The organism is Amycolatopsis ultiminotia, assembly GCF_039536925.1.
GTDB lineage: Bacteria > Actinomycetota > Actinomycetes > Mycobacteriales > Pseudonocardiaceae > Amycolatopsis > Amycolatopsis ultiminotia.
In genome coordinates, this window is the sequence record NZ_BAAAZN010000010.1 from 260,508 (window position 1) to 282,202 (window position 21,695).

A 21,695-nucleotide genomic window follows, 5' to 3' on the forward strand; every position below is an offset into this window, starting at 1 on the left:
CTTCCCGCTAATGTCGGCGAGCACACCGACTCCTCCGGTCTGTCCGATCGGCACGGGCGGTGACTTCGACACCGAACATCTCCCAAGGGGTGCCAGATGCAGCAATTGCGGCTGACCCGAACACGCCGTGCGGCCCTGATCGGGCTAGCCGGGGTGCTCGCGGTCTCGCTGTCCGCGTGCGCGGAGTCCAAGCGTGACGACGCCGGAGGTGGTGGCTCCGGCGGCACCATGGTCTTCGGCAACACGGGCAACCCGAAGATGTTCGACCCGGTCTTCACCGACGAGGGCGAGACCTACCGCATCACCCGGCAGATGCTGGACACGCTGGTGCAGAACAAGCCCGGCACCGCCGACCTGGAGCCCTCGCTGGCCACCAAGTGGGAGCCGAGCAACGACGGCAAGACCTGGACCTTCAGCCTCAAGCAGGGCGTGAAGTTCAGCGACGGAACCCCCTTCAACGCCGAAGCGGTCTGCTACAACTTCGACCGCTGGTACAACATGAAGGGCGCGGCCGCGCAGAGCCAGATGATCTACTACGCCGACGTCTTCGGCGGCTTCGCGCACAACGAGAGTTCCGCGCTCAGCGACCCGCTGTACAAGAACTGTGAAGCGAAGGACCCGAACACCGCGGTGCTCAACCTGAACAAGCCCAAGGGTGCGTTCCCGGCCGCGTTCACGTTGCCGTCGCTGTCCATCCAGAGCCCGACCGCGCTGAAGCAGTACGACGCGGACAAGGTCAGCCAGTCCGGCGATTCGTTCACCTACAGCGACTACGCCTACAAGCACGTGACCGGCACCGGCCCGTTCAAGTTCGACAGCTGGGACCAGGGCAAGGGTGAGATCACCCTGGTGCGCAACGACACCAGCACGATGCCCGCGCCGGCGAAGCTGGACAAGCTGATCTTCAAGGTGATCCCGGACGAGAACGCCCGCAAGCAGGCGCTCAAGGCCGGTGACATCGATGGCTACGACTTCCCCGCGCCCGCCGACTACGGCCTGCTGCGCAAGGACGGCGACCAGGTGCTGGTGCGTCCGTCGTTCAACGTGCTGTACCTGGGCATCAACCAGTCCGGCAACCCGAAGCTCAAGGATCCCCGGGTGCGCCAGGCGCTGGCCTACGGCATCAACCGCCAGCAGTTCGTGCAGTCCAAACTGGCCGAGGGTTCCGAGGTGGCCACCGAGTTCGTGCCGAAGGCCATCTCCGGCTACACCGACGACGTGACCAAGTACCCGTACGACCCGGCGAAGGCCAAGGACCTGCTCAAGCAGGCGGGGGCGAGCAACCTGTCGCTGAAGTTCTACTACCCGACCGAGGTGACCCGGCCCTACATGCCGAACCCGGCGGACACCTTCACCGCGATCTCCCAGGACCTGAAGAACATCGGGATCACCATCCAGCCGGTGGCCGAGTCGTGGAACGGCGGTTACAAGGACGACGTGCAGCAGTTCGGCAAGCAGGACATCCACCTGCTCGGCTGGACCGGTGACTACAACGACGCGGGCAACTTCGTCGGCACCTTCTTCGGCCGGCAGAAGAAGGAGTTCGGCTTCGACAACCCGGATCTGTTCAAGGCGCTCGGCGACGCCGACGCCTCGCCGCCCGGTGACCAGCACGCCAAGGCCTACCAGGAAGCCAACAAGCAGATCATGGACTACCTGCCTGCCGTCCCGATCGCCTACCCCTCGCCTGCCATCGTGGTCAACGAGAAGATCAAGGGCGTCGTGGCCAGCCCGCTGACCGATGAACGCTTCAACAACGTCACTACCGGCTGAGGTGCACCACCACTGAGCAGCCGGGCCGAGGGCAGGTGCGAATCGCACCTGCCCTTGGCCACGTTCCCGGGCTGTACACAAAGGACTACTTGTGCTTCGTTTCATAGTGCGCCGGGTGCTCCAAGCGATCCCGACGCTGCTGATCCTGTCCATCCTGGTCTTCGCCTGGTTGCGATCGCTGCCCGGCGGTCCCGCGGCCGCACTGCTCGGCGACAAGGCGACCCCGGAGAAGATCGCGAACCTGAACCACGTGCTCGGCCTCGACCAGTCGATCATCCTGCAGTACTTCAAATTCCTCGGCCGGGCGGTCACCGGCGACTTCGGCAACTCACTGGTCTCCGCGCAGCCGGTGATGTCGGAGATCGGCACCTTCCTGCCCGCCACCCTCGAGCTCGGCATCTCCGCGATGATCATCGCGGTGGTGCTCGGCATCCCGTTCGGCTACCTGGCCGCGCGTTTCCGCGGCGGTATCCCGGACAACGTGATCATCGTGCTGACTCTGGTCGGCGTGGCGGTTCCGGTGTTCTTCCTCGGCTACACCATGCAGGACCTGCTGTCCGCCCCGCTCGGGCTGCCGTCGCAGGGCAGGCAGGCGCCGGGGATCGACGCCACCGCGATCACCAACTTCGCCATCCTCGACGGCATCATGACCAGCGAATGGGACGCGGTCTGGGACGCCATCAAGCACCTGATCCTGCCCGCGTTCGCGCTGGCCACCATTCCGCTGGCGGTGATCACCCGGATCAGCAGAGCGTCCGTGCTGGACGTGCTGAACGAGGACTTCATCCGCACGGCCAATTCCAAGGGGCTGACCCAGCCGGTGGTGCGGCAGCGGCACGTGCTGCGCAACGCACTGCTGCCGGTGGTCACCACCATCGGCCTGCAGACCGGCGCGCTGCTCGGCGGTGCCGTGCTGACCGAGCGGGTGTTCAACTTCCGTGGCCTCGGCTTCCTGCTGGCCGAAGGGATCGAAAAGCGTGACTATCCGCGATTGCAGGCGCTGCTGCTGTTCGGCGCACTGGTCTACGTCGTGGTGAACATGCTGGTCGACATCTCCTACGGACTCATCGACCCGAGGGTGCGTGTGCGATGAACACACTGCTGAACAAGAAGAAGGAACCGATCGACAAGCTCGCCGCGTCGTCGGTGAGCGGGCGGAGCCTCAGCGGCGAGGCGTTCCGGCGGATGCTGCGCAGTCCGGTGGCGATCACCGGTGGCGTGATCACCGGTCTGTTCGTGCTGTTGGCGATCTTCGCGCCGCTGCTCACCCCCAAGGACCCGCAGACGCGTTATCTGCAGGACAAGGTGGAGCTCGGCCGCGGCATCATCCCCGGCGCCCAGCCCGGTTTTCCGCTCGGCGTGGACGATTTCGGCCGTGACTTCCTGTCGAGACTGATCGTCGGGGCGCAGCAGACCCTGCTGGTCGGTGTGCTGGCCACGGTGATCGGCGTGCTGCTCGGGGTGATCATCGGCGGGCTCGCGGGTGCCTTCGGCGGCTGGGTCGACACCGTCCTCATGCGACTGGTCGACGTGCTGCTCGCGTTTCCCTCGCTGCTGCTGGCGATTTCGATCGCCGCACTGTTCGCCAAGCCGAGCCAGTGGACGGTGATCCTCGCGGTGTCGATCATCGGCGTGCCGATCTTCGCCCGGCTGCTGCGCGGGTCGATGCTCGCGCAGCGCGAGGCGGACCATGTGCTTGCCGCGAGGTCGCTCGGCGTCAAGCGCGGGACGATCGTGTTCCGGCATATGCTGCCCAACTCGCTCGGGCCGGTGATCGTGCAGGCCACGCTGACGCTGGCCACCGCGATCCTGGAAGCCGCCGCGCTGTCGTTCCTCGGCCTCGGTGATCCGGACCCGACCAGGGCGGAATGGGGACTGATGCTGGGCAACGCCTCGCGCCAGTTCCTCGACATCCGCCCGGAACTGGCCTACTACCCCGCCATCGCGATCATCGTGGTGGCGCTCGGGTTCACGCTGCTCGGCGAGTCCCTGCGTGAAGCCCTCGACCCGAAGAACCGGCGGTGAACCCCGATGGCACTCCTTGAAGTCCGCGATCTGACGGTCGTGTTCCAGCGCAGGGGCGAACAACCGTTCACCGCGGTGGACCGGGTGAGCTTCGACGTCGAGCCGGGGCAGACGGTCGGACTGGTCGGCGAGTCCGGCTGTGGCAAGTCGGTCACGTCGCTGGCGATCATGCGGTTGCTCGCCAAGCGGGGCAACAAGGTCAGCGGTTCGGTCCGGTTCGAGGGCACCGAACTGCTGACGCTGCCCGACCGGGACATGCGTGATCGCCGCGGCCGCGACCTCGGCATGGTGTTCCAGGACCCGTTGTCCTCGCTGAACCCGGTCATCCCGATCGGGCTGCAGATCACCGAGGTGCTGGAGCGGCACCGGGGCATGCCCCGGCGCAAGGCCCGGATCGAGGCGGCCGAACTGCTGGACAAGGTGGGCATCCCGGATCCGTCGCGACGGCTTTCGGAGTACCCGCACCAGCTTTCCGGCGGGATGCGGCAGCGGGCGTTGATCGCGATCGCGCTCGCCTGCCGTCCGCGGCTGCTGATCGCCGACGAGCCGACCACCGCACTCGACGTGACCATCCAGGCGCAGATCCTCGCGCTGCTGCGGGAACTGGTGACCGACACCGGGACCGCGCTGATCATGATCACGCACGACCTCGGTGTGGTGGCCGGTCTGTGCGACGAGGTGAACGTGCTCTACGGCGGCCGGATCGTGGAGCGCGCACAGCGGCACGCGTTGTTCGCCGAACCACGCCACCCCTACACGCACGGACTGCTGGCCTCGATCCCGCGCCTCGACGAGGGCAGGGGCGAGAAGCTGGTGCCGATCCGCGGTTCGGTGGCCGACAACATCCCGTGGGACGGCGGGTGCGCCTTCGCGCCCCGGTGCCCGAACGCATTGCAGGTCTGCCAGCAGCGTTCACCGGAGCTCGTTCCGGATCGCGGCGGCCTGCTGCGCTGCCACAACCCGGTGCTGCCCGTGGTGGCCGCCGGAGGAGGGACCCGATGACGGTGTCGAACACCGAGCCGGTGAACACCGAACCGCCGAGCACCGACGTGTTGCTCGAGGTCACCGACCTCAAGGTGCACTTCCCGATCAAACGCGGGATCGTCGTGGACCGCACGGTGGGGCACGTGTACGCGGTGGACGGCGTGGACCTGACCATCCTCCGGGGCGAGACCTACGGGCTGGTCGGCGAGTCCGGCTGTGGCAAGTCCACGCTCGGGCGCGCGATCCTGCGGCTGAACGAACCCACCGCGGGCAAGGTGGTGTTCGACGGCACGGACGTCGCCAGGCTCAAGGGTGAGCAGTTGCGCAAGGCAAGGCGCCGGATGCAGATGATCTTCCAGGATCCGATGTCCAGCCTCGACCCGCGGCAGTCGGTCGAGTCGATCCTGGTCGAGGGCATGCACGCGCACGGTCTCGACCGAGACAAGGAAGCCACCGCCCGCCGGCTGCGGGAACTGCTCTCCGCGGTCGGCCTGCCGGAGTCCTCGTTGCGCAAGTACCCGCACGAGTTCTCCGGCGGTCAGCGCCAGCGCATCGGCATCGCGCGGGCGCTCGCGGTGGAGCCGGACCTGATCGTGGCCGACGAGCCGGTGTCCGCGCTCGACGTGTCGGTGCAGGCGCAGGTGGTGAACCTGCTGGAGGAACTGCAGGACGAGCTGGGTCTGACCTATCTGGTGATCGCACACGACCTGGCCGTGGTGCGACACATCTCCGACCGGATCGGCGTGATGTACCTCGGTGCACTGGTCGAGGAGACGACGTCGGAGGAGCTGTACGAGAACCCGCTGCACCCGTACACGCGGGCGCTGCTGTCGGCGATTCCGGTGCCGGATCCGGTGGTCGAGGACACCCGCGAGCAGATCCTGCTGGCAGGCGACCTGCCCTCGCCGGCCAACCCGCCGACCGGCTGCCGCTTCCACACCCGCTGTCCGTGGCGGCAGGCCAGCCTGTGTGACACCGACCGCCCGCAGCTGCGCGAGATCGGTGCCGGCCACCGGGTGGCCTGCCACTACGCCGAGGACATCCGCGACGGCCGGATCCAGCCGCACCGGGTGGAGGCGGAACTGGTGGAGGCCGCCGCGGTGAACCCGGACTCGGGTCCGCCGGACGTCGGCTCGGTGACGGAAATCCTCTGACCCGCACGGCAGGCAGGCGAGTGCGTGGGCCGCTCGCCGAGCCTGCCGGCGCGGGTGTTCGAATTGAGCGCTTTGTGTGCCATGTCCGGATACCCCGGACTCAAGACGGGTCCCACCCCCGACTGAAGGGTGACGCCCGGGGAGACCGCCGCCGGTACGCTGCGGGGAACAGGCACGAAACCGGCAAGCAGCAGGGGGTTTGGCGCACGTGAGTATCGAGCACTGGCTGGAGGCGATTCCGCCGATCTCGGTCTACCTCCTGGTCGGGCTGGTGGTGATGGTCGAGAGCCTCGGCATCCCGCTGCCCGGCGAGATCGTGCTGGTGAGCGCGGCGCTGCTGGCTTCGTCGCACAGCGGGCTGAACCCGCTGTGGATCGGCGGGCTGGCCAGTGCCGGCGCGATCATCGGGGACAGCATCGGCTACCTGATCGGCCGCAAGGGCGGTAAACGGCTCTTCGACTGGGCGGGCCGGAAGTTCCCCAAGCACTTCGGCCCCGAACACGTGGCCAACGCCGAGCGGATGTTCCACAAGCGCGGTATGTGGGCGGTGTTCTTCGGCCGCTTCGTCGCGGTACTGCGGATTCTGGCCGGCCCGCTCGCCGGCTCGCTCAACATGCACTACCCGCGCTTCCTCATCGCGAACGCGCTGGGCGGCATCATCTGGGCCGGCGGCACCACCGCGCTCATCTACTACCTCGGCGTGGTCGCCGACAAGTGGCTGAAGGGCTTCCAATGGGCCGCCCTCGGCGTCGCGCTGGTGCTGGGCGTGGTCATTGCGATGGTACTGAAGAAGCGCATGGGCCGCGCGCATCCGGACAGCTCGGGCAGCGAAACCGACCCGGCGACGAAGGACGACGCGGTCGCCTGAGCACTCAAGCCGGCAGCAGCTCCTCCGCCGGCACGGCCGCCGGTTTGCGGCGCAGGCTGCCCAGCAGCACGCCGCCGATCACCACCACCGCGGCGATGATCTCCACGAGCGTGGGTGTCTCGGCGAGGACGAAGAACGACGCGGTCAGCCCGACCACCGGTACGAGCAGGGAGAACGGGGCCACCACGCTGGCCGGGTTCCGGCGCATCAGCGTGGTCCACACACCGGAGCCGACCACGGTGCCGAAGACGACCACATAGGCCAGCCCGGCGAGGCCGATCAGTCCGGTGTGCGTGCCCAGGGTGGTCAGTGACCGGAAGCCCGCGGTGCCTTCGAAGCCGAGTGAAAGCGCGAGCATCGGCAGCGGCGGCACCACCGACATCCACAGCGTGAGGTGCAGCGGGTTTTCCGGTTCCGCCTTGCGCATGCTGAGGTTGCCGAACGCCCAGCTCAGCGCGGCGAGCAGGGTGAGCAGCATGGGCACCAGTGCGGCCTGCCCCGCCTGCTGCCAGGCGATTGCCGTCATGCCCGCGACGGCCAGCAGGATCCCGGCCAGCTGGCGGCCGGAGATGCGTTCGGCCAGCAGCGCCGCACCGAGCAGCACGGTGAACGGTGCCGAGGACTGCAGCACCAGCGAGGCGAGGCCGGTCGGCATGCCCAGATCCATCGCCACGAACAGGAACGCGAACTGTCCGGTGCCGAACCCGAGTCCGTAGCCGAGCAGGTAACGCAGTTTGACCCGCGGTCGCGGGATGAACAGCAGTGTGGGCACCGCGATCAGGGCGAAGCGCAGTGCACCGGCGAACATCGGCGGGAACTGGCCGAGGGCGGCGTGGATGGCGATGAAGTTGAGTCCCCACAGGACGGCGACGAACACGGCGAGAAGGCGGTCACGAACGGCCATACCCGCACTCTGCCGGGTAAAACTATGAAGGACCAGCGAGAATAATTGCACTGACCGTTCAGTTGTGCTTCACATACACTCACCGGGTGGATGTGGGGAGGTTGCGGACCCTGCGGGAGTTCGCCGATCGGGGCAGCGTCACGGCCGCCGCCCAGGCACTGCACTGCACGCCGTCGGCGGTTTCGCAGCAGCTGCGCGCGCTGCAGGCCGAGGTCGGCGTGGCGATCACCGAACCGGCTGGGCGCGGTTTGCGGCTCACCGACGCGGGGCACGCACTGGTCGCTCGCGGGGACGAGGTGCTGGCCGCACTCGATCGCGCCGAATCCGAGCTCGACACCTACCGCAGTGCGCCCCGCGGCCGGGTGCGGATGGCGATCTTCCAGTCGGCCGGTCTGATGCTGCTGCCCGGGTTGCTGAGCCGGATCGCCCGGCACGCCGGGCTGGACGTCGACGTGCGTGATGTCGACATGATCCCGCCGCAGGTACCCGGTCTGCTCGCGGACTACGACGTGGTGGTGGCGCACCGCGACGAGCACGCCGCGGAGTTCGGTTCGGAACGGCTGGACGTCGTCCCGCTGCTGCGCGAACCACTCGACGTGGCGCTGCCGTCCGAGCACCGGCTGGCTCGCCGGCGCCGGGTCGGGCTGGCCGATCTCGCGGACGAACGCTGGATTTCGGTGGACCACGGCTTCCCGGTCGACGACGTGCTGCGCTCGCTGACCGTGCGTACCGGTGTGCGCCCGCAGATCGTCCAGCGGATCAACGATTTCCGGATCACCGAACGGCTCGTCGCGGCCGGGCACGGCATTGCGCTGATGCCCCGCTACACCATGGACACCCGGCGCGGCAGCGGGCTCGTCGCCCGTCCGCTCGCCGGTATCCGCGCCGCCCGGCTGGTGGAAGCGGTGTGCCGCACCGGCGCGCTGAGCCGGCCCGCAGTGGCGACGGTGATCGACGAGATGCGGGGCGAGGTCACCGCGCTGACCGCCCCGCGTTAGCCCCGTTCGTCGGCGTCGACGGCGTGGCTGCGCAAATGCGTGATCGCGATTCGCAACACGTCTTCGATCGGAGTGATGTCGTTGCGGATGTGGCCGAGCAGCAGGCCGCCCTGCAGACAGGCCATGGCGGACTGGGCCAGCCGGGCGGGGTCCGCGGTACTGCGCAGCAAACCCTTGTCGCGCAAGGTGTGCAGACCGCGTTCGAGATGGGATTCCCAGTCCCGGTAGGCGCGGTCCAGCAGGAGCCGCACCCGGGGCTGGTCGCCGAGTTCGCCGGCCAGGTTGCCGAGCGGGCAGGCGATCGGGCCGTCCGGTCCGCGGTGCAGGGCCAGCAGCTCCTCGGCCCAGCGGTCGAAATCGGCCCACGAGGTGAGTGCCCTGATCGTGGGCTGGTTGCCGAGGATCCGCTCCAGGTACCGGTCGATCACCGCCTCGACCAGCTGGTCCTTGTTCTTGAAGTAGTGATACATCTGCGATTTCCCGGCCCCGCTCGCGGCGAGCACCTTGTCGACGCTGGTGCCGGCCACCCCGTGGGTGTACATCAGCGCCGCGGCCGCGTCCACGATGGACTCGCGGGACCGCCTGCCCCGGTCGGTGACCGCTGTCGGTGCCTGCGTCTCCATGTACCACATAGTACATTCTCGCTGGTCAGTGCGGTTCGCCGAACCAGCGGCGCAGTGCGGCGGCCAGGTCCGCGGGCTCTCCTGCCCAGCACACGTAGCCGTCCGGACGGACGAGCATCGGTTCCGTGCCGGGGCATTGGCCGATCCGGTCCACCCGGTCCGACCAGCGTTCGGCGAGTTCGCCGAACTCGCCGGCCGGATCGAGCAGCACCCCGCGTGCGGACCGGAGCAGTTCGTGCAGCCGGGTCGAGCCGAGCTTCGGATCCGGTGCCGGAAGGCCGATCAGCGGGTGTGTCCCGGCACCGGGGATCGGGTAGCGCACGGCCATCCCGGACAGCAGATCGCCGACGTACCGCTGCACATCCTGCTGCTGCAACAATGCGGTGAAGAGCTCCCGGGTGGCCAGCACGTCCGGGTCGCGGGTGCCCTCCCGATCGAGCAGCAGGCTTTGCGCCTGGACGTTGCGCAGGACGATCTCGCCGACCGGATGCCGTTCCGCGTGGTAGCTGTCGAGCAGGCTTTCCGGTGTCTGGCCGCGCACCACGGCGGCGAGCTTCCAGCCGAGGTTGATCGCATCCTGCATTCCGGTGTTCATGCCCTGCGCGCCGAGCGGCAGGTGCACATGGGCGGCGTCGCCGGCCAGGAACACCCGGCCGTGTCGGTACTGCGCCGCCTGGCGGGCGGCGTTGGTGATGCGGCGGGCGTACCGCAGTTCGAGCAGTTCCAGCCGGGTGCCGAACACGGCGCGCAGGCCGTCGCGGATCTCGTCCTCGGTGACCGGCACGTCCCGCGGCAGCGAACCGGGCCCGCCCAGCACCAGCCTGCGCAACGGTCGTCCCTCCGGATCGGTGCCCAGCAGGAAGATCTGTGCCCAGTGCCCGTCCTTGCTCGAGGTGTGCATCACCGGTGCGTCCGCGCCGCGCAGCCGCACGTCCGCGGCGACCATGGTGACCGTGCCCGCGCGGCCGGGGAAGGCGGCCCCGAGCAGTGTGCGGACCGTGCTGTGGCCGCCATCGGCGGCGACGAGGTAGCGGGAACGGAGCACGGTGCCGTCCGCGAAGGTCGCGGTGACCCCGTCGTCGTCCTGGCTGAGGCCGGTCAGATCCAGGCCACGCCGGACGTGCACGCCGTGCGCGGCCAGATGCTGTTCGAGGAATCGCTCCATCGCGACCTGGGGTACCGACCGCCACGGCAGGCGGTGCCGGGCGTGCTCCAGCGACAGCGGGATACCGGCGAAGTGGCCGGCGCTGATCGGGTAGTCGCCGGTGGCCAGCAACGGTTCCAGCAGGCCGCGCTGGTCGAGTGCCTCCAGTGTGCGGGACTGCACGCCGCCCGCCTTCGACAGTTCACTGCGCTTGGGCAGTTTGTCGACCACCACGGCCGGTACGCCTGCCAGCTGCAGTTCGTTGGCCAGTGTCATGCCGGTCGGGCCCGCGCCGACGATCAGGACTTCGGTGTTCATCGTGTCTCTCCTGGCTGGGATGATCAGGACGAGACCGACTCTCCGTCGCGCAGTCCGGCGGAGTCCCAAACTGGCGTGATTGTGCCGGTATCCGACGCCGACTAGCGTCGAAAAGGTGAAATCTGACTACGACGAGCTGGATCGACGGCTCGTGCACGCCCTGCAGATCAACGGACGGGCCCCGTTCAGCGCGATTGCCGAGGTGCTCGGCGTGTCGGATCGCACCATCGCCCGCCGGTATACCGCTTTACGGTCGAGCGGCGCGGTGCGGGTGGTCGGTGGTGTCGATCCGGCCGCATTGGGTGCGGTGCTGTGGTTCCTGCGCGTGCGCTGCGCGCCCGGCGCGGCGGTCCCGGTCGCGGAGGCGCTGGCGAGACGGCCCGATACGTCCTGGGTCAGCCTCAGTTCCGGCGGTACCGAGATCACCTGCGTGGTCCGCACCGAGAGCGAGCTGGACAGCGAGTCGCTGTTGCTGGCCAAGCTTCCCCGTACCCCTCGGGTGGAGGGGGTGACCGCACATTCCGTGCTGCACGCCTTCTACGGCGGCCCGGACAGTCTCGTTGCCAAGCTCGGTTCATTGGACGAGCAGGCGATCGAGCGGTTGCGCCCGGCACCGGTGACGCCCCGGCCGGGGCCGGTCCGGCTCGACGACGGCGACCGCGCACTGCTCGCGACGCTCGCCACCGACGGCCGTACCGGGATCGAGCGGCTGGCCGTGATCACCGGCTGGTCGCCGACCACGGTCCGGCGCCGGATGCACGAGCTGCGCGAAAGCGGGGTGCTGTACCTGGACATCGACGCGGACGTGCGGCTGTTCGGTGTCCGCACCCGCACGCTGCTCTGGCTCTCGGTCGCGCCCGCGCACCTGGAGGAGGCCGGCCGGGCGCTGGCCGGGCATCCGGAGATCGCCTACGCCGCCGCCACGACCGGGCCGACCAACCTCTACGCGACCGCAGTGTGCGCGAACCAGCAGGCGCTGTACCAGTACCTGACCAATCGGGTGGCCGCGCTGCCCGCCGTCCGGCACCTCGAGACCGCGCCGGTGATCAGGACCGTCAAACAGGCGGCGAACGAACGGTAGGACCCACTCGACAGCTCGATGTACCAACTAGTACAGTCGCACTGACTGTACTAGTTGGTACAAGGGAGACCCGGTGCGTATCGAACTGCAGGACGAGCTGAAGGACCTGAAGGTCAAGAGCAAGGACGCGCTGCCACCCGCAGCCGTGAAGGTCTTCGCGGCGGACGCGGAGCGCGCAGAGGAGAACGCTGAACGTGACAAGTTCGCCCAGGTCGGCTCCACAATCGAGGAGTTCACGCTGGCCGACGCGAATGGTGGCGAGACCACGCTGTCCTCGCTGGTCGCCGACGGACCGGCAGTACTCGTCTTCTACCGCGGCGGCTGGTGCCCGTACTGCAACGTCGCGTTGCGCGCCTACCAGCGCGACCTGCTGCCCGAGCTGAACCGCCGCGGCGTGCGGCTGGCCGCGATCAGCCCGCAGGTGCCGGACGGATCGCTGTCGACGAAGGAGACCAACGAGCTGGAGTACGCCGTGCTTTCGGATGTCGGCAACGTCGTCGCGCGCGGGCTCGGCATCACGTTCCAGCCCTCCGCACAGGTGCGTGCGGCGCAGTCCGGCCTTGGGCTCGACCTCGGCGAGCGCAACGGCACCGGCGAGTGGGAGCTGCCGCATCCGGCGGTGGTCGTGGTGGATACCGACCGGACGATCCGATTCCTCGACGTGCACCCGGACTACACCACGCGCACGGCCCCGGAACAGGTGCTCGCCGCCCTGCGGTAAACGGCGCTGAATCGACCCGAAACCCGGACGCGGTCTGTCCGGGTTTCGGGTCGGCCTTGGTGCTCCACCGACAAAAAGGAGAGCGCCGGGATGAGCGGGGAACTGTCCGGCAGGGTCGCACTAGTAGCCGGGGTACGCGCGGCGCGGATCGACGCGCACCTGATCACCAGCCACCACCTGCTCCCGCTGCTGATCCGCAGTCCCGGCGGATTGGTGGTCGAGCTGACCGATGGCACCGCGGAGTACAACGCCGAATACCGCCAGGTAGTACGGCGCTGCCGTACTACCTGGCGAAGGCGTCCGCGCACCCGTTGGCGATCGGGGAGGCGGCAGAACTTGTGAAGTACGGCTGCCACGCGATCGCCTTCACGCCGGGCTGGCTGCGTTCGGAGGCGATGCCGGACAGCTACGGCGTTACCGAGGAAAACTGGCGCGAGGCAACGGTTCGTGAACCGCGCTTCGTGATCTCGGAGACGCCGACGTGCGCCCGCCGCACTGGCCGCAGATCCTGATCGAGCCCGGTGGAACGGCCGGACCGTCTCAAGTGGACAGCTCGCCCAGGTGTCCGGAATCGACGACGTGGACGGCAGCAGGCCGGACGCGTGGCGTTACGCGGTGGAGGTCCAGGGGCCAGGAAAGCCTGCTGACGCAACCGGATACCGCAGATCGCGCACGCTTCCCGGTTGCGGTCGGCCAGCGTCGCGGCGGCCACCGCCTGCGCAGCGGCGGCCACTGCGGCGCGGATCTCCGACGGCGTGCCCACCTCGACACCCGGGCCGAGCGACGTCAGCTGGCCGACGGCGATTTCCTTGTTCTCCAAGGTGAGTTCGGCGTCGGCCCAGCCGTCGGGCGGTCTTGTCCCTTCGCCGGTATCGCACGTCGAGCCGGCGCTGCGCCCAGACCGCCCTGGCCACCGCAGGCAACGCGGCCGCGTCGTCCGCGGAACGGAACCAGGCCGGGGCGTCCAGGTGGAAACGCCCGGCCACGGTTCGCGCCTGCTGCTGAAGCTGCGCCGGCATGCTCGCGGAGACCTTCGCGTGCGCGGCGGCGACCGCGGTGCCGAGGCCGAGTCCGGCCAGTGCATCCGGCACGTCGAGCGCGAGCAGTGCGACGGCCTCCCGCGAGGTGAGGCCGTCGAGCCGCCCTGCATCAGGCCGAGGTCAGCGGCTGGCCCGGTTGACCGCGCTCACCACGGCGCGCAGCGAGGCGGCGACGATCGACGGGTCGACGCCGACGCCCCAGAACACGCGGTCGGCGATCGCGCATTCGATGTACGACGCGGCCCGCGAATCGTCGCCGGGGCTCAGTGTGTGCTCGCTGTAGTCCAGGAGCCGCAGGTCGAAGCCCACGGTGGACAGCGCGTCGAAGAACGCGGCGATCGGACCGTTGCCGCGGCCGGTGATCTCGTGCTCGTCGCCCTCGACCCGCACGGTGGCTTCGAGGTCGTACTCGCCGCCGCCGCTGTCGGTCACCCGCTGCTTCACCAGCTCCAGCGGGGTCTTCGAGTCCAGGTACTCCGACGAGAACGCGTGCCACATCGTCGCGGGGTCGACCTCGCCGCCCTCGGAGTCGGTGTAGGCCTGCACGACCTTGGAGAACTCGACCTGCAGCCGGCGCGGCAGGTCCAGCTGGTGCTCCGCCTTCATGATGTAGGCGACGCCGCCCTTGCCGGACTGCGAGTTGACCCGGATCACCGCCTCGTAGGTGCGGCCGACGTCCTTCGGGTCGATCGGCAGGTACGGCACCTCCCAGGCGTATTCGTCGACCGGCACGCCCTGTTTGCCCGCGGCGTCCCGCAGTGCGTCCAGGCCCTTGTTGATCGCGTCCTGGTGGCTGCCGGAGAACGCGGTGAACACCAGGTCGCCGCCCCACGGCGAACGCTCGTGCACCGGCAGCTGGTTGCAGTACTCGACGGTCCGCTTGATCTCGTCCATGTCCGAGAAGTCGATCTGCGGGTCGACGCCCTGGCTGTAGAGGTTCATGCCCAGCGCGACCAGGTCGACGTTGCCGGTGCGCTCGCCGTTGCCGAACAGGCAGCCCTCGATCCGGTCGGCGCCTGCCTGGTAACCCAGCTCGGCCGCGGCGATGCCGGTGCCGCGGTCGTTGTGCGGGTGCAGCGACAGGATCACCGAATCGCGGCGGGCCAGGTTGCGGCTCATCCACTCGATCGAATCGGCGTAGACGTTCGGCGTGGCCATCTCGACGGTGGCGGGCAGGTTCAGGATCACCGGCTTCTCCGGCGTCGGCTGCCAGATCTCGGTGACCGCGTCGCACACCTCGACCGCGTAGGACAGCTCGGTACCGGTGTAGGACTCCGGCGAGTACTGGAAGCGGAAGTCGGTGTCCGGCTGCTTCGCGGCCAGCTCGACGACCATTTCCGCGGCCTGCGTCGCGATCTTCTTGATGCCCTCGCGCTCCTCGCGGAACACCACGCGGCGCTGCAGGATCGACGTGGAGTTGTAGATGTGCACGATGGCCCGCGGCGCGCCCTCGAGTGCCTTGAAGGTGCGCTCGATCAGCTCCGGACGGCACTGGGTCAGCACCTGGATGTGCACGTCGTCCGGGATCGCGCCCTCTTCGATGATCTCGCGGACGAAGTCGAAGTCGGTCTGCGACGCGGCCGGGAAGCCGACCTCGATCTCCTTGTAGCCCATGCGTACGAGCAGGTCGAAGAACTTGCGCTTACGGGCGGGCGACATCGGGTCGATCAGTGCCTGGTTGCCGTCGCGCAGGTCGACTGCGCACCACAGCGGGGCGCGGTCGATGCGCTTGTCCGGCCAGGTGCGGTCGGCCAGGTCGATGTTCTCCACCAGGTCGTACCACGGGCGGTAGCGGTGCACCGGCATGGACGTGCCGCGCTGGGTGTTCCACACCGCCTGCTCGGCAGGCGCGGGACGGGAAGGTGTGCGGATGCGGCTGGTGGACGTACGGGGATCCGTGGTGCTCATTACTGAAAGGTCTCCTGAACGGAATGGGTGCGGACGACCGGCACCACGAAGCCCCGCGACGAGGAGCCGGTCAGATCAGGCCCCGTCGCGGCAGCGAAGCAGGAGAGCACGAGCCACGACCCCACCTTAACCACTCGCAGTCGCGGTTGGGAAGCCGCGGTCGCGATCGAACTGTTACGTTCGGTGCGCACTGGGTGTTACCAGCGGGTAGCGGCAGGCGGTACGACGTGCGAGACTTCCCGGCATGGGTGAGCATGCGGAACCGGCGCAGGACGCGGACCCCGAGTCGCCGCGCGCGGACCCCGGGCAGGCACCCGCGGACCGCGGGCCTGCCCGCTCGGCGGCCGTGCCGTCGCGGGCCAAGCGCGCCCCGGTCGACTGGCGACGCACCCGTGAACAGGCGTTCTCCTTCGTCGCCTCGCTGGTGCGGTGGATCGGGCTGATCTTCGCCGCGATACTGGTACTGCACGTGATCTTCGTGATCGGTTCGGCCAACCCGGCCAACGGCATCGTGTCCTTCGTGCACAGCTGGGCGGACGGTCTGTCGCTCGGCTTCCGCGACCTGTTCACCCCCGATGACGAGAAGCTGCGGGTGCTGGTGAACTACGGCATCGCGGCGATCTTCTGGCTCATCGTGTCCGCGATACTGGCGAGAATCCTCCGCCGCATCGGCGGCGCGATTTCCTGAGCCCGCCTCACAGCGCGGGCGTGCCCCAGCCGTCCCCGAAGGCGAACTCCGCGAGCGGGAGCCGGCGGCGGGCGGCCAGTTCGCGCTCCACGCGTCTCGGGTCCGCCAGCACCGCGGCGTCGGCAGGAGAACCGACGGCGATCGCGACCCGGGGGATCGCGTCGCCGGGCAGTCCGAATTCGGTACCGACCGCGTCCGGCGAAAACCCTGCCATCTGGTGCGCGATCAGCCCGAGTTCCACCGCCTGTAGCACCAGGTTCTCGCTGGCCAGCCCGAGCCCGTATTCGGCGTAGGGCACCTCGCCCTTCTCGTTCGTGGTCACCATCACCCCGATGAACAGGGCTCCGGCCCGGAACGCCCACGCCTGGTTACCGGAGTTGAGCGTGCCCAGTATCCGGGTGAACGCCGGTTCGCCGCGGCGGCCGACGAGGTAGCGCGCGGGCTGGGTGTTGCCGAAGGACGGCGCCCAGCGGGCGGCCTCCAGCAACGCGGTGAGCTGCTCGCCACTGACCGTGGCCGTCTCGTCGAAGGCGCGGGGGCTCCAGCGCTCGGCGATGGCCGGCGCGACGGGGACGCTCGTCTCGGCTGGTTTGCGCACGCCCAGCACCGTAGTACGCGGTAGTGCTCTCTATCACTCCGGCGGAAGCTCTTCGAGTATTTCGGTGTCGTTAAGGAAGATTTACTACCGAAAGACGCGGTTCGAACGGGTGCGGCCACTCGATGGGGTGGCGTGTTGATGACGCGCCGGTAGGCTCTTCCCCACATGAAGGGACGCGGGGGCTCCTCGGTGCCCACCAGGAGCAGACCCGGCCCGTCAAGGAGGTTCGGGCGTGGCCCTCGTGGTCCAGAAGTACGGCGGATCGTCACTGGAAAGTGCCGACCGGATCAAGCGCGTCGCCGAACGGATTGTCGCCACCAAGAAAGCGGGCAACGACGTGGTCGTCGTCTGCTCCGCAATGGGTGACACCACCGACGAACTGCTCGATCTGGCACAGCAGGTGAACCCGGCGCCACCGGAGCGCGAGATGGACATGCTGCTCACCGCGGGTGAGCGCATTTCGAACGCGCTGGTCGCGATGGCCATTTCGGCGCAGGGCGCGCAGGCGTGGTCGTTCACCGGTTCGCAGGCAGGCGTGGTCACCACGTCGGTGCACGGCAACGCGCGCATCATCGACGTCTCCCCCAGCCGCGTCACCGAGGCGCTGGAGCAGGGTTACGTCGCACTGGTCGCCGGTTTCCAAGGCGTGGCACAGGACACCAAGGACATCACCACGCTCGGCAGAGGCGGCTCGGACACCACCGCGGTGGCACTCGCCGCCGCGCTGGACGCCGACGTGTGCGAGATCTATTCCGATGTGGACGGTGTGTACTCCGCGGATCCGCGGATCGTGCCGGACGCGAGGAAACTCGACACCATCCCGTACGAGGAAATGCTCGAACTGGCCGCGAGCGGGTCGAAGATCCTGCACCTGCGCTCGGTCGAATACGCGCGCCGCTACGGCGTGCCGATCCGAGTCCGTTCTTCCTACAGCGACAAGCCGGGCACCACGGTGGCCGGATCGATCGAGGAGATCCCCGTGGAACAAGCGCTGATCACCGGTGTGGCACACGACCGCTCGGAAGCCAAGATCACCGTGACCGGCGTGCCGGACCACGCCGGGGCCGCGGGCAAGATCTTCCGGGTCGTCGCCGACGCCGAGATCGACATCGACATGGTGCTGCAGAACGTGTCCAGCACCTCCTCCGGCCGCACCGACATCACCTTCACGCTGTCGAAGGCCAACGGGGCCAAGGCGGTCAAGGAACTGGAGAAGATCAAGGCCGGGATCGGCTTCGATTCGGTGCTCTACGACGACCACGTCGGCAAGGTCTCGCTCGTCGGAGCCGGGATGCGCTCGCACCCCGGCGTCACCGCGACGTTCTGCGAGGCGCTGGCCAATGCGGGTGTGAACATCGAAATCATCAACACCTCGGAGATCCGGATCTCCGTGCTGATCCGCGACGCACAGCTGGACGAGGCGGTGCGCGCGATCCACGACGTGTTCGAACTCGGCGGCGACGAGGAAGCCGTCGTCTACGCGGGGAGTGGTCGCTGATGGCAGGGCTTCGGATCGGCGTGGTCGGGGCGACCGGCCAGGTCGGCGCAGTGATGCGCAAGCTGCTCGACGAACGGAACTTCCCGGTCGCCGAGATCCGCTACTTCGCCTCGTCCCGTTCGGCAGGGCAGAAGCTGCCGTGGCGCGACGAAGAGATCACCGTCGAGGACACCGCGACCGCGGATCCGTCCGGTTTGGACATCGCGCTGTTCTCCGCGGGTGGATCGACTTCGCGGGAGCAGTCGCCGCGCTTTGCCGCAGCGGGCGTGACGGTGATCGACAACTCCTCGGCCTACCGGGGGGATCCGGAAGTGCCGCTGGTGGTCAGTGAGGTCAACCCGGAGGCGATCAAGGCGGCACACAAGGGGATCATCGCGAACCCCAACTGCACCACCATGGCCGCGATGCCGGTGCTCAAACCGCTGCACGACGAGGCCGGCCTGGTGCGGCTGATCGCGAGCACCTACCAGGCGGTGTCCGGCAGCGGGCTCGCCGGGGTGGACGAACTGGCCGCACAGGTCAACGCGGTCGCCTCGCGCGCGGCCGGGCTCACCCACGACGGATCCGCGGTGGACTTCCCCGCGCCGGCGAAGTACGTCGCGCCGATTGCGTTCAACGTGCTGCCGATGGCCGGTTCGGTGGTCGGCGACGGCACCAATGAGACCGACGAAGAACAGAAGCTGCGCAACGAAAGCCGCAAGATCCTCGGCATTCCGGAGCTGCTGGTGTCCGGGACGTGCGTGCGGGTGCCGGTGTTCACCGGGCATGCGCTTTCGGTGAACGTCGAGTTCGAACGGCCGATCTCGCCCGAGCGCGCCACCGAACTGCTGGCGCACGCGCCGGGCGTGCAGCTGACCGACGTGCCGACCCCGCTACAGGCCGCAGGCGCCGACCCGAGCTTCGTCGGCCGCATCCGCGCCGACCCCGGTGCGCCGGAGGGACGTGGGCTGGCGCTGTTCCTGACCGCGGACAACCTCCGCAAGGGCGCGGCGCTCAACGCCGTGCAGATCGCCGAACTGGTGGCGCAGAGCCGCTGAGCCGATCGGTGAAACCCGCCCGGTCCATGCCCCAGATGGACCGGGCGGTTTCACTTCTTCTGCCGGGGCTGGATCGGCGGCATGCCGAACGCCACCCGCATTTCCGGCTTCTGCAACGGCCGCAGCACGGCCTGCATCAGCAGGCCCCACAGGATCAGCCCTGCCGGTGCACTGGAACTTCCGGATCCCGAACTCGTGGTGAAAGCCAGGATCACGCCGATCAGCAGCATCGCCATGAAGCCGACCTCCAGCCACAGGATCGCCGCGGCGATCCTGCGTTCGCGCCGGCTCAGCAGCACACTGCACACCACCAGCGCCAGGATCAGCAGCGTGTTCACCGACACGAGCACCAGCGGCCAGACGAAGTCCCCGAGGTTGTCCGTACTTGCGGCCAAGTACCAGACCAGGCAGGCGAGTGCCAGGTAGAGCACGGCCTGACCGACGATGGCGAGGCGCATCGATCTGATCCCTCGCGACACCGTCCGTTCCGCGTGCTCACCGGACCTGGGCATGGGGTGGTAGGGGGTTGACTCGGTCACGGCGGGGACCACCTCTCTCGGACGTCTCGCAGCACCCGTGGCAGCAGCCGGACAAGAAGACCACAGCCGGTACGGGACCGGTCCCGGATCGGGCGAACCGGTGCGAAAACCCGTTGTCGCCACGCTGCCTGCCGGCGGATGCTGATCGGGCTAAGTCAAGCCAGGGAAGGAAAATCATGTACACGGCGGTGGACGGCGCGCGGGTTCCGATCCGGATGTGGGCGGACCCCACCTCGGTCGAGGACCAGGCGATGCGCCAGCTGCGCAACGTCGCCGACCTGCCGTGGGTGCACGGCGTCGCGGTGATGCCGGACGTCCACTACGGCAAGGGCGCCACCGTGGGCAGCGTGATCGCGATGCGTGACGCGGTGTCCCCGGCCGCGGTCGGGGTGGACATCGGCTGCGGGATGAGCGCGGTGCGCACCTCGCTCACCGCGGCCGATCTGCCCGACGATCTGGGCAGGCTGCGGCGGCGGATCGAATCGGCCGTACCGGTCGGATTCGCCCTGCACGAGGCGCCGGTGCCCGCGGCGAACGTGCCCGGCGTCGGCGGCTGGGACGCGTTCTGGCAGGCGTTCGGCGACCTGCACGAGGGCGTCCAGGGGCTGCGCGACCGGGCGGCACGGCAGATCGGCAGCCTCGGCGGCGGCAACCACTTCATCGAGGTGTGCCTCGAACAGGGCGGTGCCGACGAGGGCCGGGTGTGGCTGATGCTGCATTCGGGTTCGCGCTACATCGGCAAGGAACTGGCGGAGCGGCACATGGCGCTCGCCGGGAAGCTGCCGCACAACCGGGACCTGCCGGACCCGGATCTGGCGGTGTTCGTGGCGGACACGCCGGAGATGGCCGCGTACCGGCGGGATCTGTTCTGGGCGCAGGACTACGCGGCACGCAACCGGGCGACCATGGTCGCGCTGGTCCAGCTCGCCGTCGCCGAGGTGCTGCCGGGCACCACGTTCGCCGGCGCGATTTCGTGTCACCACAACTACGTTGCCGAGGAGACCTACGAGGGGCTCGACCTGCTCGTCACGCGCAAGGGCGCGATCAGGGCCGGCTCGGGCGAGCTGGGGATCATCCCCGGCAGCATGGGCACCGGCTCGTACATCGTGCGCGGGCTCGGCAACCCGGCGTCGTTCGAATCGGCCTCGCACGGCGCGGGCAGGCGGATGTCGCGGAACAAGGTGCGCAAGACGTTCACCGCGCAGGACCTGGCGGCGCAGACCGCGGGCGTGGAGTGCCGTAAGGACACCGGCGTGGTCGACGAGATCCCGGCTTCGTACAAGGACATCGAGTCGGTGCTGCAGGCACAGACCGACCTGGTCGAAGTGGTGGCGCAGCTCAAACAGGTCGTCTGTGTGAAGGGCTGACCGCTACGCTGGCGCGATGAAGAGCTGGGGAGGGGTCGCCGTACTGGCGATCGGGGGACTGGTGTTGTCCGGGTGCGCCGGCGTGGATTCGGCGGTCGACCAGGCGGACTCGGCCGCGGACAAGGTTTCCGCGTGCACCGAGGCGCTCGGCCTTGCCGACCTGAACCCGCTGGCGGACCCGGCAAAGCTGAAGGCCCGCGCGCAGGACAAGGAACAACGCCTGCGCACCCTTGCCCACGACGTCGGGAACGACGACGTGAAGAACGCACTGCTGGGCATGGCCGATTCGTACGTGCAGGTCCAGAAGGAGCACATCGAGGACGCCGGCGTCGTCGCCAGGTGGGCCAAACGCAACCTGGTGAAACTCGACGCGCTGCGAAAAGCCTGCAGCTGAGCCACCCGGCCGTCGCCACGGCTGCCTCGGCGA

20 protein-coding genes and 2 pseudogenes are annotated in these 21,695 nt (G+C 68.7%); 15 read left to right on the forward strand and 7 right to left on the reverse strand.

Features of this window, described 5'->3' with window-relative positions:
* Positions 1–96: 96 nt before the first annotated feature.
* From ABD793_RS23715 to ABD793_RS23740, 6 genes are all read left to right on the forward strand, one after another.
* Positions 97–1,773: an ABC transporter substrate-binding protein gene (locus tag ABD793_RS23715; RefSeq protein ID WP_344863525.1), complete on the forward strand. Its 1,677-nt coding sequence runs from the start codon at positions 97–99 to the stop codon at positions 1,771–1,773.
* 91 nt (positions 1,774–1,864) lie between these two features.
* A complete protein-coding gene (locus tag ABD793_RS23720) occupies positions 1,865–2,866 on the forward strand; it encodes an ABC transporter permease (protein WP_344863527.1) in 1,002 nt (333 codons plus the stop codon).
* Complete coding sequence (locus ABD793_RS23725) at positions 2,863–3,798, forward strand: ABC transporter permease (RefSeq protein ID WP_344863529.1); 936 nt, start codon at positions 2,863–2,865, stop codon at positions 3,796–3,798. Before ABD793_RS23720 ends, ABD793_RS23725 begins: the two co-directional genes overlap by 4 nt.
* A gap of 6 nt (positions 3,799–3,804) precedes the next feature.
* Positions 3,805–4,800: an ABC transporter ATP-binding protein gene (locus ABD793_RS23730; protein WP_344863531.1), complete on the forward strand. Its 996-nt coding sequence runs from the start codon at positions 3,805–3,807 to the stop codon at positions 4,798–4,800.
* Positions 4,797–5,936, forward strand: a complete 1,140-nt coding sequence (locus ABD793_RS23735; protein ID WP_344863533.1) for an ABC transporter ATP-binding protein — start codon at positions 4,797–4,799, stop codon at positions 5,934–5,936. Before ABD793_RS23730 ends, ABD793_RS23735 begins: the two co-directional genes overlap by 4 nt.
* A gap of 208 nt (positions 5,937–6,144) precedes the next feature.
* Positions 6,145–6,804 (forward strand): DedA family protein, encoded by a 660-nt coding sequence (locus ABD793_RS23740; protein ID WP_344863535.1) that lies wholly within the window; start codon positions 6,145–6,147, stop codon positions 6,802–6,804.
* Between the two features lie 4 nt (positions 6,805–6,808).
* Here ABD793_RS23740 and ABD793_RS23745 read toward each other — a convergent pair whose 3' ends face one another.
* Complete coding sequence (locus ABD793_RS23745; protein WP_344863537.1) at positions 6,809–7,708, reverse strand: EamA family transporter; 900 nt, start codon at positions 7,706–7,708, stop codon at positions 6,809–6,811.
* A gap of 86 nt (positions 7,709–7,794) precedes the next feature.
* Between ABD793_RS23745 and ABD793_RS23750 the strand changes: the two genes are divergently transcribed.
* Positions 7,795–8,706: a LysR family transcriptional regulator gene (locus tag ABD793_RS23750; RefSeq protein ID WP_344863540.1), complete on the forward strand. Its 912-nt coding sequence runs from the start codon at positions 7,795–7,797 to the stop codon at positions 8,704–8,706.
* Here ABD793_RS23750 and ABD793_RS23755 read toward each other — a convergent pair.
* Positions 8,703–9,329, reverse strand: a complete 627-nt coding sequence (locus ABD793_RS23755; protein ID WP_344863542.1) for a TetR/AcrR family transcriptional regulator — start codon at positions 9,327–9,329, stop codon at positions 8,703–8,705. The genes ABD793_RS23750 and ABD793_RS23755 overlap by 4 nt on opposite strands.
* 25 nt (positions 9,330–9,354) lie before the next feature.
* A complete protein-coding gene (locus tag ABD793_RS23760) occupies positions 9,355–10,791 on the reverse strand; it encodes an FAD-dependent monooxygenase (RefSeq protein ID WP_344863544.1) in 1,437 nt (478 codons plus the stop codon).
* A gap of 115 nt (positions 10,792–10,906) precedes the next feature.
* Between ABD793_RS23760 and ABD793_RS23765 the strand changes: the two genes are divergently transcribed.
* From ABD793_RS23765 to ABD793_RS23775, 3 genes and pseudogenes are all read left to right on the forward strand, one after another.
* Positions 10,907–11,872: an Lrp/AsnC family transcriptional regulator gene (locus ABD793_RS23765; protein ID WP_344863547.1), complete on the forward strand. Its 966-nt coding sequence runs from the start codon at positions 10,907–10,909 to the stop codon at positions 11,870–11,872.
* 73 nt (positions 11,873–11,945) lie between these two features.
* Positions 11,946–12,593, forward strand: coding sequence for a peroxiredoxin-like family protein (locus ABD793_RS23770; RefSeq protein WP_344863549.1), 648 nt, complete (start codon positions 11,946–11,948; stop codon positions 12,591–12,593).
* A 120-nt stretch (positions 12,594–12,713) separates the two neighbouring features.
* Positions 12,714–13,256: pseudogene (locus ABD793_RS23775) on the forward strand (SDR family oxidoreductase); the annotation flags it as partial.
* 103 nt (positions 13,257–13,359) lie between these two features.
* Here the strand turns inward: ABD793_RS23775 and ABD793_RS42755 are convergent.
* Together ABD793_RS42755 and leuA are read right to left on the reverse strand one after the other, a co-directional pair.
* Positions 13,360–13,743: pseudogene (locus ABD793_RS42755) on the reverse strand (hypothetical protein); the annotation flags it as partial.
* A 10-nt stretch (positions 13,744–13,753) separates the two neighbouring features.
* Positions 13,754–15,541, reverse strand: coding sequence for a 2-isopropylmalate synthase (gene leuA / locus ABD793_RS23780; RefSeq protein WP_344863551.1), 1,788 nt, complete (start codon positions 15,539–15,541; stop codon positions 13,754–13,756).
* 244 nt (positions 15,542–15,785) lie between these two features.
* On the opposite strand from leuA, the gene ABD793_RS23785 reads away from it, so the two are divergent.
* Positions 15,786–16,229 carry a hypothetical protein gene (locus ABD793_RS23785; RefSeq protein WP_344863553.1) on the forward strand — a complete coding sequence of 148 codons (444 nt, stop codon included), beginning with the start codon at positions 15,786–15,788 and terminating at the stop codon, positions 16,227–16,229.
* A gap of 7 nt (positions 16,230–16,236) precedes the next feature.
* Here ABD793_RS23785 and ABD793_RS23790 read toward each other — a convergent pair whose 3' ends face one another.
* On the reverse strand, positions 16,237–16,827 hold the full coding sequence (locus ABD793_RS23790; protein WP_344863555.1) for a nitroreductase family protein: 591 nt from the start codon (positions 16,825–16,827) through the stop codon (positions 16,237–16,239).
* Positions 16,828–17,059: 232 nt separating this feature from the next.
* Between ABD793_RS23790 and ABD793_RS23795 the strand changes: the two genes are divergently transcribed.
* Entirely contained in the window at positions 17,060–18,325 is a 1,266-nt protein-coding gene (locus tag ABD793_RS23795) for an aspartate kinase (RefSeq protein WP_344863557.1), read from the forward strand.
* Positions 18,325–19,362, forward strand: coding sequence for an aspartate-semialdehyde dehydrogenase (locus ABD793_RS23800; protein ID WP_425548744.1), 1,038 nt, complete (start codon positions 18,325–18,327; stop codon positions 19,360–19,362). Before ABD793_RS23795 ends, ABD793_RS23800 begins: the two co-directional genes overlap by 1 nt.
* A 50-nt stretch (positions 19,363–19,412) precedes the next feature.
* Here the strand turns inward: ABD793_RS23800 and ABD793_RS23805 are convergent, their stop codons facing one another.
* Complete coding sequence (locus tag ABD793_RS23805; protein ID WP_344863559.1) at positions 19,413–19,820, reverse strand: hypothetical protein; 408 nt, start codon at positions 19,818–19,820, stop codon at positions 19,413–19,415.
* Between the two features lie 257 nt (positions 19,821–20,077).
* Here ABD793_RS23805 and ABD793_RS23810 point away from each other — a divergent pair, with 257 nt between their 5' ends.
* Positions 20,078–21,268, forward strand: a complete 1,191-nt coding sequence (locus tag ABD793_RS23810; RefSeq protein ID WP_344863561.1) for an RtcB family protein — start codon at positions 20,078–20,080, stop codon at positions 21,266–21,268.
* A 16-nt stretch (positions 21,269–21,284) separates the two neighbouring features.
* Entirely contained in the window at positions 21,285–21,662 is a 378-nt protein-coding gene (locus ABD793_RS23815; protein WP_344863563.1) for a hypothetical protein, read from the forward strand.
* Positions 21,663–21,695: the final 33 nt, after the last annotated feature.